A 13,389-nucleotide genomic window follows, 5' to 3' on the forward strand; every position below is an offset into this window, starting at 1 on the left:
ATCACGGCTCCTTCCAAGCTGTGGTCCGGTTCGCAGAGGGGGAGAATGAGAACGGCCGGTTGATTCGGTCGGCTCGTTCCTCGCCCATCCGTAGCTGTGCCGCCTCGTCCACGTCTTCTCGGCTCGGACGCTGTCTGCCGTCCAGGTCGGCGATGGTCCAGGCCAGCCGCAAGACGCGATCGAAGCCTCGGACCGACAACCGGCCCCGGTCGAGTCCGGTGCGCAAGACCTTGGTGTCGTTGTTCGGCAGCCGCCAAGGTGGTCGGCGCAGCTGAGGGCCGGGTACTTCGGCGTTGGTCTGCCAACCGTTCATGGACCAACGAGCCGCCGCCGCGGCCCGTGCCTTCGCCACCCGCTCGGCGATGATCATCGACGAGTCGGTCGGCGCGTCGTTGGTCATCAATTGGGCCGCGCTCAGTGCGCGTAGGTGGACCTGGATATCGATCCGGTCGAGCAGCGGCCCGGAGATGCGGGCCAGATAGCGGCGGCGTATCGCCGGCGCGCAGATACATGCCTGATCACCGGCGGGTTGAGCGCACGGACAGGGATTTGTGGCGACGACCATCTGCACGCGCGCCGGAAACTCCGTTGTCCCGTTGGCCCGCGCCACGATGACTCGGCCGCTTTCGAGCGGCTGTCGAAGCGCCTGCAGCGTGCTGGGAGCGAGCTCGCCGGCCTCATCCAGGAAAAGCACACCGCGATGTGCGAGTGACATCGCGCCAGGCTTGGCGATGCCGGTGCCACCACCGACAAGTGCTGACGTGCTCGCGGTGTGGTGTGGTGACTGAAAGGGGGGTCGCCGGACCAAGGTCGAGTGCGGCGGGAGCACTCCGGCGATCGACTGGATGGCGGTCACCTCGAGCGCCGCGTCGTCGTCCAGTTCAGGAAGGATCCAAGGCAGCCGCTCGGCCAGCATGGTCTTGCCGGCGCCGGGCGGACCGAAGAACGCGACGTGATGGCCACCGGCCGCCGCGACCTCGATCGCGTACTTGCCCAGTTCTTGACCGGCGACATCGGCGAGATCGAGACCGGGTGAAGCAGGTGGCGGCTCGGGGATGTCGGGCAGGTCCAGAAGGTGTGCCTCGCTACGGAGGAAGGAGATCAGTCGCTCGAGGGTGTCGACGGCGCGGACGTCGATCCCAGGGACGGCCGTAGCTTCGCGCGCGTTGGCAATCGGTACGACGACCCGGCTCACCCCATGGCGAACGGCGGCCGCGACCATCGGCAGAACACCACGTATCGACCTGACCCCGCCGTCGAGACCTAGCTCGCCGAGCAGGACCACCCCGTCCAGCGGAGCTGCCGGCAGGTCACCCGCCGCCGTGAGTAGAGCGCACGCGATAGCCAGGTCGAACCCGCTGCCGTGCTTCGGCATGGTTGCCGGTTGGAGATTGACCGTGATGCGCCTCTGCGGCCACGTCTGTCCGGAATTCACCACGGCGGCCCGAACTCGCTCCCGGGCCTCGTTCAGCCCCTTGTCCGGCAGGCCGGTCAGGATCACGGCCGGCAGACCGGGAGCGAGATCAGCCTCGATCTCAACGATCCGGCCCTCCATCCCGAGGAGGCCCGCGCAAAGAACACGTGCGTAGCTCATGCGATGCGGCCCTCCATGCCGATCAGGCCGGCGCACAGCACCCGTGCGTAGCTCATCTCAGAACGCCGCGCGGATGTGTTCGACCATGGCGGCGCCCTGGGGCTGGGGCATCACCTCGACCACGTCGAAGCGGACCTCGCGCGGATGGGTTGTCGCCTCGGCGAGCCAGCGGGCCGCCAGCCGCCGCAGGCGCCGCGCCTTCTGCCAGTGGACGGCCTCGACCGGGCGCCCGAAGGCCCCGCTGCGCCGGGTCTTGACCTCGCAGAACACGATGTCGTCGCCGTCCTGGAGGACCAGGTCGACCTCGCCGTCGGAGCATCGCCAGTTGCGGTTCAGGACGACCAGCCCGGCCGCGGTCAGGTATCGCTCCGCGACGTGTTCGCCGTACTCGCCGACCGCTTTTCGCACCTTTGTCATGGCGGACACGGTGGCTCGGCGGAGCGGGCGACGGCCTGGGGGGCTGTGGACGGAGAGCTACTGTGGACAACCGCTCAGTGATCGGCCCGATGTGATAACCGGTCAGCGGTGGCGTTGCGGAGCGTGGTCGCCTAAGTTCCCATCTCGTGGACGGAAACCGCCGGTACCCCGACGAGCCGCAGCCCAGTTGGTACACCGGTCAGAGCACCGGTAACCCGTACGACTCGGGCGTGTATCAGCGGCCGCCGGCGGGCAGCCACGCGATCGAGGAGACCCGGGCGCCGGTGCGCGGGCCGGAATACCCGGCCGTCCGCCCGCCGGGCGCCACCTCGCTGGCCGACGCGCCGGCCCCGGCCACCTACGGGCAGACCCAGCCGTACAACGAGGCGACCAGCGTGGTGCCGCCGGTGAACCGTTACCAGCCGGCGCCACCACGGGCGAATCGGATGTTCCGTACCCGCCGTACCCTTTCCGCCCTTCTGATGCTCGCCGTCACCGGCGTCCTGATGATCCCGGCGATCATGCTGCTGATCAACGCCACCTTCGGTGACGGGCCGATGCAGGCCGGCGGGGTGGTGCCGGCCGTGCTGCTCACGCTGGGTCTCCCGCTCACCGGCGGCGGCCTGTACGCGCTGGCCGGCGCCGTCCCGGCCGACCGCAACGAATGGCTCCGCCCGCCCCACGTGTACCTCCCGATCGGCCTTCTGGTGCTCCTGGCCGCCGGGTTAGGGGCGGCATAAGCGAGGGCGTATGCTTGGCCACGGCGACCGCCTCGTGCGGTCGACCTCGCGCGCCCTCTGCACGCCGCCCATCGGCTCCTCGCCGGTGACGCAGCGCAGCGGCGGCCCTCCCTGGTCCCGTCTTCTCGGGTCCGCCTGCGGCCGACGACCGGGCGCCAGGACGCCCACCGGCCGGTGGGCGTGTCAACCAGGGATAACAAGGAGCAATTCACCATGGCCGTCGTGACCATGCGCCAGCTGCTGGAGAGCGGTGTCCACTTCGGGCACCAGACCCGGCGCTGGAACCCGAAGATGAAGCGATTCATCTTCACCGAGCGCAACGGTATCTACATCATCGACCTGCGCCAGACCCTCGACTACATCGAGAAGGCCTACTCGTACGTGCGGGACACCGTCGCCGAGGGTGGCCACATCCTCTTCGTCGGCACCAAGAAGCAGGCTCAGGAGGCCATCTCCGAGCAGGCCACCCGGGTGGGCCAGCCGTACGTGAACCACCGCTGGCTGGGCGGCATGCTGACCAACTTCCAGACGGTCTACAAGCGCCTGCAGCGGATGAAGGAGCTCGAGGGCCTGGGTGACCTGACCGGCACCGCCGCCGGGTACACCAAGAAGGAGACCCTGCAGCTCTTCCGTGAGAAGACCAAGCTCACGAAGACGCTGGGTGGCCTGCGGGACATGACCAAGGTGCCGTCCGCGATCTGGGTGGTCGACACCAAGAAGGAGCACATCGCCGTCGACGAGGCCCGCAAGCTGGGCATCCCGGTGATCGCCGTGCTCGACACGAACTGCGACCCGGACGAGGTCGACTTCCCGATCCCGGGCAACGACGACGCGATCCGCTCGGCCGAGCTGCTGACCCGGGTGATCGCCACGGCGGTGGCCGACGGTCTGATCGCCCGGTCCGGTCGCAAGTCCGGTGACGCCAACGCCAAGCCCGAGCCGGGTGCCGTCGCCGCCGGCGAGCCGCTGCCCGAGTGGGAGCGCGACCTCTACGAGGGCGCCGAGAAGAAGGCCGCCGACGTCGAGGCCGCGCCGGCCGCTGAGGCTGCTCCGGTCGCCGCTGAGGCCGCGCCGGCCGCTGAGGCCGCTCCGGTCGCCGCTGAGGCTGCCACCGAGGCTGCTCCGGCTGCTGAGGCCGCCCCCGAGGCCGAGAAGAAGGCCGAGCCGGTCGCCGCGGCCCCGGCCGCCGAGTAAAGACGCCGCTGAGCACAGACATCAAGAGAGCGAGTCATGGCTAACTACACCGCCGCGGACGTGAAGAAGCTCCGCGACCTGACCGGCAGCGGCATGATGGACTGCAAGAAGGCGCTCGAGGAGTCGGGCGGCGACTTCGACGCGGCCGTCGAGTTCCTGCGCGTCAAGGGTGCGAAGGATGTCGGCAAGCGGGCCGGCCGGACCGCCGCGAACGGCATCGTCGCGCACTCCGGCAAGGCGCTGCTCGAGCTCAACTGCGAGACCGACTTCGTCGCCAAGACCCCGGACTTCGTGGCCCTGGGTCAGCAGCTGGTCGAGCTGGGCGCCGCGAGCAAGGTCGCCGACGCCGCCGCGCTGAGCACGGCGACGCTGCCGGACGGCCGTACGGTCGCCGACACGATCCAGGACTTCTCGGCCAAGATCGGCGAGAAGATCGTGCTCAACCGGTTCGCCGAGGTCGACGGCAACGTGGCGGTCTACCTGCACCGCAAGGCGCAGGACCTGCCGCCGCAGGTCGGCGTCCTGGTCGAGTACTCCGGCAAGGACGACGAGGCCGCCGACGCGGACGCCCGCGGCGTCGGCATGCAGATCGCCGCGATGCGGCCGAAGTTCCTGAGCCGGGCCGACGTCCCCGCCGAGACGGTGGAGTCGGAGCGCCGGATCGCCGAGCAGACCGCTCGTGAGGAGGGCAAGCCCGAGCAGGCGCTGCCCAAGATCATCGAGGGTCGGGTGAACTCCTTCTTCAAGGACTTCGTCCTGCTCGAGCAGCCGTCGGTGACGGACAACAAGAAGACCGTGGCCGCGATCGCCAAGGAGGCCGGGATCGAGATCACCCGGTTCGTCCGCTTCGAGGTCGGCCAGGAGTAAGCAAGAGCACGGAGAGGAGGTCGGGTACGCGATTCTGCGCCCGGCCTCCTGTTCACATAGGGTCTCTGCAGTAGCCGGATGGGGAAGGCGGATTCCATGACGATGGTGACCGAGCAGGCCGTTCGGATCGATGACCCAGCGCCGCCGGCCGTGCGCCCGCGGCGGGTCGTGCTGAAGATGTCCGGCGAGGTCTTCGGCGGCGGCGAGGTCGGCGTCGACCCGGATGTCGTGCAGGGCATCGCCCGGCAGATCGCCACCGTCATCCGGCGCGGTGTGCAGGTCGCGGTCGTGATGGGCGGCGGCAACTTCTTCCGCGGCGCCGAGCTGCAGAAGCGCGGCATGGACCGGTCCCGGGCCGACTACATGGGCATGCTGGGCACGGTCATGAACTGCCTCGCGCTCCAGGACTTCCTGGAGAAGGAGGGCATCGAGACGCGGGTGCAGACCGCGATCACGATGGCCCAGGTCGCCGAGCCGTACATTCCGCTCCGCGCCATCCGGCACCTCGAGAAGGGCCGCGTGGTGATCTTCGGGGCGGGCGCCGGTATGCCGTACTTCTCCACCGACACGGTGACCGCGCAGCGTGCCCTCGAGATCCACGCCGACCTGGTGCTGATGAGCAAGAACGGCGTCGACGGCGTCTACACCGCCGACCCGCGCACCGACCCGACCGCCCGCAAGATCGAGACGATCACCTTCGCCGGGGTCCTCCAGCAGGGTCTGCGGGTGGCCGACCAGGCCGCCTTCAGCCTGTGCCAGGAGAACGACCTCCCGATGCTCGTCTTCGGCGCACAGGGTGATGACACGATCGTCCGCGCCGTCAGTGGCGAGAAGATCGGTACGTTGATCACCGCCGAGCAGCAGGACAACTGAGCAAGCAGGATCGAGCCAAGGAGGCGACGGCGGTGATCGAGGAGACCCTCTTCGAGGCCGAGGAGAAGATGGAGAGCGCGGTCGAACACGCCAAGGAGGAGTTCGCCGCGATCCGCACGGGACGCGCCACACCGGCGATGTTCTCGAAGATCGTCGTCGACTACTACGGGGCGCCGACGCCGGTGACCCAGATGGCGTCGGTCGGCGTGCCTGAGCCGCGCATGGTCATCGTCAAGCCGTACGACCAGACGCAGCTCGGCCCGATCGAGCGCGCGATCCGCGATTCCGACCTCGGGGTCAACCCCAACAACGAGGGTACGCAGCTGCGCATCCACCTGCCGCAGATGACCGAGGAGCGGCGCCGCGAGATGATCAAGGTTGCCCGCGGTAAGGCGGAGGAGGGCCGGGTGGCCATCCGTAACGTCCGTCGCAAGGCCAAGGAGCAGCTCGACCGCCTGGTCAAGGACGGCGAGGCGGGCGAGGACGACGGCCGCCGGGCGGAGAAGGAGCTGGACGACGTCACGCACCGGTACGTGGCCGTCGTCGACGACCTGGTGAAGCACAAGGAATCAGAACTGCTCGAGGTCTGATGTCATACCTCGATCCCCGTGGCGGGCCGCCCCACCCCGGCTCCGGTGACCGGTCGTCCCCCGCGGGCGACCCGGATCCGTACGCCGCCTACTGGGCGCCCGCCGCGGAGGAGCCGCCCCCGGCCGCGCCCTGGGTCGCGCCCACCGCCGCTACCTCGACCTCGGAGGCGGAGTACGAGTTGACCGCCGGACCGCGGGGCAAGGGCAAGCGCCGGGCCGGCTCGAGCACCTCCGGCCGGGCCGGGCGCAACCTGCCCGCGGCCCTGGCCGTGGGCACCGGCCTCGGCCTCACCGTGCTGGCCTCGCTGGTCATCTGGCGACCGGCCTTCCTCGCGGTGATCGCCGCGGCGGCCACCGTCGCCATCTGGGAGATGGTCCGCGCCCTGCGGGTCACCGGGGCCGAACCGCCGATGGTGCCGCTGATCGGCGGCGGCCTGCTGATGACCGGGCTGGCCTGGTTCGCCGGTGAGGACGCGGTCGTCCTGGGCCTGGTCGTGACCGTGCTCGCCGCGATCGTCTGGCGGCTGGCCGACCGGCCGCGACAGTTCCGCATCGACTTCCGCGCCAGCCTCCTGATCGCGGTGTACGTGCCGTTCCTGATCAGCTTCGGCGTCCTGATGGCGCTGCCCGAGAAGGACGGTCACTGGCGGGTGCTGTGCACCCTGATCGCGGTGATCCTCTCCGACACCGGGGGCTACGCCGCCGGCGTCTTCCTCGGCAAGCACCCGATGGCCCCGGCGATCAGCCCGAAGAAGTCCTGGGAGGGCTTCGGCGGCTCGGTGTTCGCCTCGGCGATCGGCAGCGGCCTGCTGCTCTACTTCCTGCTCGACGCGAAGGTCTGGTGGGGCCTGCTGTTCGGCGCGACGATCGCCGTCGTCGCGGTGATCGGCGATCTGGCCGAGTCGATGCTCAAGCGCGACCTCGGCATCAAGGACATGAGTCAGCTCCTGCCCGGCCACGGTGGCCTGATGGATCGGCTCGACTCGATCCTGTTCGCGGTGCCCACGGCCTATCTGCTGCTGACACTGATCGCGCCGCCGGGGTAAGCGATGAGTGACGACATGCCGGGGCGTGGGAGACTGGACACGCCATGACGACTCTCCCGGTCATTCCGACCAGTCCCGATTCGCCGGACGCCGTGCGTACGCGCCGTCGGGCCAGCATGCCCCCGCGCCACCTCGCCGATCTCGACCTGGCCGGCCGTCAGGCCGCCGTCACCGGTCTCGGCGAGCCCGCCTTCCGGGCCAAGCAGATCTCCACCCACTACTTCGGCCGGCTGGTCCGCGACCCCGGCTCGATGACCGACCTGCCCGCGGCCACCCGCGAGCGCCTGACCGGCGACCTGCTGCCCACCCTGCTCACCCCGGTGCGCGAGCTGGCCTGCGACAACGGCGCCACCCGCAAGACGCTGTGGCGGCTGCACGACAACGCGCTCGTCGAGAGCGTGCTGATGGGCTACCCCGACCGCGTGACCGCCTGCGTCTCCAGCCAGGCCGGCTGCGGCATGGCCTGCCCGTTCTGCGCCACCGGCCAGGCCGGCCTGACCCGCAACCTGTCCGTCGCCGAGATCGTCGACCAGGTGGTCTACCTGGCCGGGGTCGCCGCGTCGGGCGCGGTCACCGGTTCGCCGCCGCGGCTGTCCCGGGTCGTGTTCATGGGCATGGGCGAGCCGCTGGCCAACTATCCGCGGGTGCTCGAGGCGGTCCGGCGGCTCACCGCGCCGGCTCCCGAAGGGCTCGGCCTTTCGCAACGGCACATCACCGTCTCCACCGTGGGGCTGGTGCCCGCAATGCGCCGGTTGATCGCCGAAGAGCTTCAGGTGACCCTTGCACTCTCACTGCACGCCCCCGATGATGATCTGCGCGATGAGCTAGTGCCTGTCAACCAGCGTTGGAAGGTGGCCGAGGTGCTCGGAGCCGCGTTCGATTACGCGGCGCAGACCGGACGCCGGATATCCATCGAGTACGCCCTGATCAGGGACGTAAACGATCAGCCCTGGCGCGCCGACCTGCTTGGCAGGCTGCTGCGCGGCAAGCTGGCTCATGTGAATCTCATCCCGTTGAACCCGACTCCGGGCAGCAAGTGGGATGCCAGTCCCAAACCGGCCGAGCGGGAGTTCGTCGCCCGGCTCCGCGCGGCGGGTGTGGCGACGACGGTCCGCGATACCAGGGGCCGCGAGATCGATGGCGCCTGCGGCCAGCTGGCCGCGGGCGAGGTGACGGAGGCGGGCGCTGGGGGCCCCGCCGCCGACGCGGAGGTGGCACAGTGACTGGGCCGAGTACCCAGCAGCAGGATTGGGAGACGTTGTGACGAGTCAGGGGCAGCGTTTCCGACGGCGCGCGCTGCGGCGCGGCTACAAGGTGGACGAGGTCGACAGCTTCCTCGACCGTGTGGAGGCCACCCTGGCCGGTGAGCAGGTCGGCCCTCCGGTCGGCGCTCAGGAGGTGCACGACGTCGTCTTCCGGGTGCGCTTCGGCGGCTACGACGAGTGGCAGGTCGACCTTCACCTCGACCGCGTGGAACGGCAGCTGGCCGAGTTCGAGGAGCGTGGCGGCGGCCGGCAGCCCGACCCGCGGATGGCGCCCGAGCCGATGCGCGGCGGGGCCGGGGCGATGCCGGTCGACCGGATGGGTCAGTCGATGGGCGCCGGCGGGATGGGCCGCGGTGCTCCGCCCACCGAGCGGATCCAGATGCCCCCGCAGATGCCTCAGCGCCAGCAGCAACAGCTTCCCCCGCCGCCCGACCAGGGTTACGGGCGCGGCGGTTACGAGGAGCCTTCGTACGGCGGCCAGCGCGAAGAGCCTTCGTACGGCGGCCAGCGCGAAGAGCCTTCGTACGGCGGCCAGCGCGGCCAGATGGGCCCCGGCGGTCCCGGCCCCGGTCAGGGTCCCGGCCCCGGTCAGTACGACACCGGCAGCTACGAGTCGTTCGAGCCCGGCCGGCACGGCAAGGCGGACATGACCGCCGAGATCCGGATGCCCGAGCGCGACCGTGGCGGCTACGGCCCGTCCCCGATGAGTGGCCCGCCGTCCCCGATGAGTGGCCCGCCCTCGCCGATGAGCGGCCCGCCGATGGGTGGCGGCCCGGGCATGGGCGGCGGCCCGCCGATGGGTGGCGGTGGCGGCCCGAACGGTGAGCTCTACCGCGTGGACCAGCTGCGGCGGACGTTCCAGCCGCGCCGGTTCGGCAGCGGTTACGACCCGATGCAGGTCGACCGGCTGTTCGAGAGCATCCTGCAGGCCATGTCCGGACGCGGCCCGATGCCGGTCCCCGAGAACGAGCTCGACACGCTGCAGTTCGGGCTGGTTCCGGGTGGCTACTTCGAGGCCGAGGTGGACGCCGCGCTGCGCGAGGTCAAGGACATCCTGCTGCGCCGTCGCTGAGTGGTGAGGGGCCCGGCCCGGGCCCCTCCACAACAGCGGTTACTGGTCGTTCGGCTTGAGGCCGTTACGACGCAGGACCACGTCCGCGATCACCAGGCCCACCAGCGCCAGGGCGGTGATGGCGAGATAGAGGTTCTCGGTGTTGCCCTCGTGGTTGCCCCAGAAGTAGAGCAGCATGATCGCGGCCGACCCCAGTGCTCCACGCCGGCCCCACTTGCGGTTGCCCGGCTTGAGCTGATCGGGAGCGTAAACCGGCTCTTCAGCCACGATTCGGTCCTCCTGCGCGGCGGTGATCATTTCTCCCGGTCATTTTCGCACGGCGGCTCCGCGCGCAGCCCACCAACCCGCACCCGGTACCTTCGATGCCGTTGGGACACCCGGCAGTGAGGGAGAGCAACGGTGCGGATCACGGGCACTGGCCACGCGAGCATGCGGATCGACACGGCCGCGGGCAGCATCTTGTGTGACCCCTGGGTGAACCCGGCGTTCTTCGCCTCGTGGTTCCCGTTCCCCGACAACTCCCAGCTCGACTGGGACCAGCTGGGCGACGTCGACTACCTCTACGTGTCCCACCTGCACCGCGACCACTTCGACGCGAAGAACCTGAAGCAGCACATCAGCAAGAAGGCGACCGTGCTGCTGCCGGAGTACCCGACCAGCCAGCTCGAGGACGAGTTGCGTGAGCTGGGCTTCACCAAGTTCTTCAAGACGCGGTCGAACGAGGTGCACGAGCTCGACGGCGGGCTCAAGGTGATGATCCAGGCGCTGATCAGCCCGACCGACGGCCCGATCGGCGACAGCTCGCTCTGGGTGGAACACGACGGCATCCGGGTGCTGAACCAGAACGACGCCCGGCCGAGCGACCTGACCACGTTCGCCGAGCTGGGCCACGTGCACGCCCACCTGCTCCAGTTCTCCGGCGCGATCTGGTACCCGATGGTCTACGAGCTGCCGCAGAACGCGAAGACCGCGTTCGGCAAGCAGAAACGCGACCGGCAGTTCGACCGCACCTGGCGCTACATCAACGACCTCAAGGCGTCACACGTCTTCCCGATCGCCGGCCCGCCGTGCTTCCTCGACGACGAGCTGTGGCAGTTCAACGACATCCACGGCGACGAGGGCAACATCTTCCCCGACCAGTCGGTCTTCATGTCGGAGTACGCGAAGGTCGGCGGCACCAACGGCGTCGTGCTCCTGCCCGGCAGCGTGTCCGAGCTCACCGAACACTCGATCGACACGTCCCACCCGACCGACGTCGACGAGTTCTTCGCCAACAAGCAGCAGCACCTCGAGGAGATGCGCGAGCGCAAGCGCCCGATCATCGAGGCCGAGAAGGCGTCCTGGCGGCACCCCGAGATCGACGTGCTGGGCGAGCTCAAGAAGCGCATCGAGCCGCTGCTCGAAGAGTCGCTGTTCATGGCCAACGGCGTCGGCGGCCCCGTCCGGTTCGACCTCACCGACTCGTTCGGCTCGGGCGGCGAGGTGGTCGAGTCGATCGTCGTCGACTTCCCGGGCAAGCAGGTCCGGCCGTACGCCGACGAGAAGGTCCGCTACCGCTTCAAGACCGGCCGCGCCCTCATCGAGCACCTCATCCACATCGACGAGGGCGACTGGGTCAACTCGCTCTTCCTGTCCTGCCGCTTCTCCGCCGCGCGCATCGGGCAGTACAACGAGTTCGTCTACTCGTTCTTCAAGTGCCTGTCCGAGGAGCGCCTGCAGTACGCCGAGGGCTGGTACGACGAGCACGAGCGCTCGGTCGACGCCGAGGACACCGTGATCGGCGACTGGAACGTGCAGCGCCGCTGCCCCCACCTGAAGGCCGACCTGTCCCGCTTCGGCGTCCTCGACGGCAACACCCTGACCTGCCAACTCCACGGCTGGAAATTCGACCTCCCCAGCGGGAGGTGCCTGACCAGCGTCGGCCACAAGATCCGCGCCGAGAAGAGCTGATCAAAGGCCAGATCAAGAGCTAGATCAAGATCAGGTCGTAGCGGGGTGGGTGGTCCAGACCGCTGCTCCCGCCGAGGGTCGCTGCGCTCCACGTGCGTGAGCGGTTGCGCTCCTAAGACCTCCCCAGGTCTTTCAGGATGCGCATGGCGGCGTTGTGGCCGGCGGCGCCGATGACGCTGCCGGCCGGGTGGGTTCCGGCGGAGCCGGCGTAGAGGCCGTCCAGGCCCGTCGCGTAGGGCATGCGCTGGTTGAAGGCGACCGTGTTGTCGACGTGGTGGATGTGGCCACCGGTGATGCCGAAATGCCGTTCGATGCCGGGTGGCGTGAGCGGCATCGTGTCGGCGACCAGGTCGCTGGTGCCGGGGGCGTACCGGTCACAGATGGCCAGCAGCTTCTCGACGTAGCCGGGCAGCGCCTCGTCCCATGTGGTGCCGGCCAGCGTGTACGGCACCGACTGCACGAACAGCGCCGACGAGTGGTGCCCCGCCTCGTCCTGCAGGCTCGGGTCGACGGTCGTGTGCAGGTACCACTCGATCGTCGGCTCCTCGGGCAGCCGCCCCGCCTGCACGTCGGCCCACATCGCGCGCAACGCGGCCATCGGCGACTCGCCTTCCGCGCCCCCGGCCAGTCCGGCCGAACCGGGCAGCAGGTGGATGGTCGAGCCGAACGGTGACGCCGCGCCGGGCGGCAGGCAGGAGAAGGCCGGCAGGTCGCGCAGCGCCAGGTTGACCTTCATGGTGGTGCCCGGCTTCTTGATCGACGCCAGGTGGTCGGTCAGGGTGGCCGGCAACGCGCCGGGCGGCACGAGGTCGATGAGCCGGAACGGGTCGCAGGCGCCCAGCACGACGGGGGCGGCGACGGTCTGCCCGTCGGCCAGGGCCACCCCGCTGGCGGCGCCGCCGTCGACGGTCACGGCGCTCACCGGCGTAGCCGTGAAGATCTGGGCTCCGGCCGACCGGGCGGCGTCGGCGAACATGCGGGACACCGTGCCCATGCCGCCGGCCGCGATCATCCAGGTGCCGTCAGCGTCGGGCAGCCGGCACATGTTGTGGGCCAGGAAGTTGTGGCCGGTGCCGGGGTCGTCGGGGCCCGCGTTCAGGCCGGAGATGCCGTCGGTCACCGCGTACATGCTCATCAGCAGCTCGGACTTGAAACCGAAGCGCGAGAGGTAGTCGGCGACCGACCCGCGCACCAGGTCGATGAACGTGCTCTGCAGGGCCGGGCGGATGTGCCGGTCGGCGACCTCTTCGATCGAGCCCGGCTCGCGCAGCCAGGCCGGGGCCAGGTCGGACCGCAACGCCGCGACCTCGACCGCCATGGCCTCGTCGGCCGCCACGTCACGCGGCGAGAAGAACCGCTCCATCTGGGCCCGGGTGGCCGCGCGGTCGCTGCCGAACAGCAGGTAGGGCGAGCCGGCCGGACCGGGCGTGGGCAGGAAGTAGTGCGGGTCGCGGCGCAGCACCGGAATGTCCACATCCAGCTTCCGCAGCAGCTCGGGCGGCATCAGCCCGAGCAGGTAGGACCCGGTCGACTGGCCCAGACCGGGCACCCGCGGGAACGGGTGTTCCGTGCGCGTGGCGCCGCCCAGCACCTCGGCGGCCTCCAGGACCACCACGTCGAGGCCGGCCCGCGCGAGCAGGATCGCCGACACCAGGCCGTTGTGGCCGGACCCGATGATGACCACATCGGCACGCTGCGGAAGAGACGTCATGGCGTGGACCCTAGCGCTGAAATCTGCCTCACGTTCCGGTCTGTGGATAACGGACGTCCAGTAGGTTGGC

At 69.8% G+C, this 13,389-nt stretch carries 13 protein-coding genes; 9 read left to right on the forward strand and 4 right to left on the reverse strand.

The features are described from left to right. Position 1: 1 nt before the first annotated feature. Both AB0O15_RS07630 and AB0O15_RS07635 read right to left on the reverse strand, forming a co-directional pair. On the reverse strand, positions 2–1,594 hold the full coding sequence (locus tag AB0O15_RS07630; RefSeq protein ID WP_364315375.1) for a YifB family Mg chelatase-like AAA ATPase: 1,593 nt from the start codon (positions 1,592–1,594) through the stop codon (positions 2–4). 57 nt (positions 1,595–1,651) lie between these two features. Then, complete coding sequence (locus tag AB0O15_RS07635) at positions 1,652–2,011, reverse strand: YraN family protein (RefSeq protein ID WP_364315378.1); 360 nt, start codon at positions 2,009–2,011, stop codon at positions 1,652–1,654. Between the two features lie 146 nt (positions 2,012–2,157). Between AB0O15_RS07635 and AB0O15_RS07640 the strand changes: the two genes are divergently transcribed. From AB0O15_RS07640 to AB0O15_RS07675, 8 genes are all read left to right on the forward strand, one after another. After that, positions 2,158–2,751, forward strand: coding sequence for a hypothetical protein (locus AB0O15_RS07640; RefSeq protein ID WP_364315381.1), 594 nt, complete (start codon positions 2,158–2,160; stop codon positions 2,749–2,751). A 213-nt stretch (positions 2,752–2,964) separates the two neighbouring features. Continuing rightward, positions 2,965–3,945: a 30S ribosomal protein S2 gene (gene rpsB, locus AB0O15_RS07645; protein WP_364315383.1), complete on the forward strand. Its 981-nt coding sequence runs from the start codon at positions 2,965–2,967 to the stop codon at positions 3,943–3,945. 36 nt (positions 3,946–3,981) lie between these two features. Then, positions 3,982–4,812, forward strand: coding sequence for a translation elongation factor Ts (gene tsf / locus AB0O15_RS07650; protein WP_364315385.1), 831 nt, complete (start codon positions 3,982–3,984; stop codon positions 4,810–4,812). A gap of 96 nt (positions 4,813–4,908) precedes the next feature. Then, positions 4,909–5,685, forward strand: a complete 777-nt coding sequence (gene pyrH / locus AB0O15_RS07655) for a UMP kinase (RefSeq protein WP_364315387.1) — start codon at positions 4,909–4,911, stop codon at positions 5,683–5,685. A gap of 32 nt (positions 5,686–5,717) precedes the next feature. Continuing rightward, positions 5,718–6,275: a ribosome recycling factor gene (gene frr / locus AB0O15_RS07660; protein WP_364315390.1), complete on the forward strand. Its 558-nt coding sequence runs from the start codon at positions 5,718–5,720 to the stop codon at positions 6,273–6,275. Continuing rightward, positions 6,275–7,321, forward strand: coding sequence for a phosphatidate cytidylyltransferase (locus AB0O15_RS07665; RefSeq protein ID WP_364315392.1), 1,047 nt, complete (start codon positions 6,275–6,277; stop codon positions 7,319–7,321). The genes frr and AB0O15_RS07665 overlap by 1 nt, the downstream gene beginning before the upstream one ends. Before the next feature lie 44 nt (positions 7,322–7,365). After that, positions 7,366–8,544 carry a 23S rRNA (adenine(2503)-C(2))-methyltransferase RlmN gene (gene rlmN, locus AB0O15_RS07670; protein WP_364315395.1) on the forward strand — a complete coding sequence of 393 codons (1,179 nt, stop codon included), beginning with the start codon at positions 7,366–7,368 and terminating at the stop codon, positions 8,542–8,544. A gap of 37 nt (positions 8,545–8,581) precedes the next feature. Next, positions 8,582–9,658, forward strand: coding sequence for a DivIVA domain-containing protein (locus AB0O15_RS07675; protein WP_364315398.1), 1,077 nt, complete (start codon positions 8,582–8,584; stop codon positions 9,656–9,658). 39 nt (positions 9,659–9,697) lie between these two features. Here AB0O15_RS07675 and AB0O15_RS07680 read toward each other — a convergent pair whose 3' ends face one another. Further along, entirely contained in the window at positions 9,698–9,955 is a 258-nt protein-coding gene (locus AB0O15_RS07680) for a hypothetical protein (protein WP_364315401.1), read from the reverse strand. A 102-nt stretch (positions 9,956–10,057) separates the two neighbouring features. Here AB0O15_RS07680 and AB0O15_RS07685 point away from each other — a divergent pair, with 102 nt between their 5' ends. Then, entirely contained in the window at positions 10,058–11,608 is a 1,551-nt protein-coding gene (locus tag AB0O15_RS07685; RefSeq protein ID WP_364315404.1) for a Rieske 2Fe-2S domain-containing protein, read from the forward strand. 112 nt (positions 11,609–11,720) lie between these two features. On the opposite strand, the gene AB0O15_RS07690 is transcribed toward AB0O15_RS07685, so the two are convergent. Next, complete coding sequence (locus AB0O15_RS07690; protein WP_364315407.1) at positions 11,721–13,319, reverse strand: NAD(P)/FAD-dependent oxidoreductase; 1,599 nt, start codon at positions 13,317–13,319, stop codon at positions 11,721–11,723. Between the last annotated feature and the right edge of the window lie 70 nt (positions 13,320–13,389).

The sequence above is a fragment of the Actinoplanes sp. NPDC089786 genome (assembly GCF_040684855.1).
In the GTDB taxonomy this organism is placed as follows: Bacteria; Actinomycetota; Actinomycetes; order Mycobacteriales; family Micromonosporaceae; genus Actinoplanes.

Coding starts and splice junctions, on each gene's coding strand:
- rpsB (WP_364315383.1), top strand. CDS start 2,965: ATGGCCGTCGTGACCATGCGCCAGCTGCTGGAGAGCGGTGTCCACTTC.
- AB0O15_RS07680 (WP_364315401.1), bottom strand. CDS start 9,955: ATGATCACCGCCGCGCAGGAGGACCGAATCGTGGCTGAAGAGCCGGTT.
- AB0O15_RS07635 (WP_364315378.1), bottom strand. CDS start 2,011: ATGACAAAGGTGCGAAAAGCGGTCGGCGAGTACGGCGAACACGTCGCG.
- pyrH (WP_364315387.1), top strand. CDS start 4,909: ATGACGATGGTGACCGAGCAGGCCGTTCGGATCGATGACCCAGCGCCG.
- AB0O15_RS07690 (WP_364315407.1), bottom strand. CDS start 13,319: ATGACGTCTCTTCCGCAGCGTGCCGATGTGGTCATCATCGGGTCCGGC.
- rlmN (WP_364315395.1), top strand. CDS start 7,366: ATGACGACTCTCCCGGTCATTCCGACCAGTCCCGATTCGCCGGACGCC.
- tsf (WP_364315385.1), top strand. CDS start 3,982: ATGGCTAACTACACCGCCGCGGACGTGAAGAAGCTCCGCGACCTGACC.
- AB0O15_RS07630 (WP_364315375.1), bottom strand. CDS start 1,594: ATGAGCTACGCACGTGTTCTTTGCGCGGGCCTCCTCGGGATGGAGGGC.
- AB0O15_RS07665 (WP_364315392.1), top strand. CDS start 6,275: ATGTCATACCTCGATCCCCGTGGCGGGCCGCCCCACCCCGGCTCCGGT.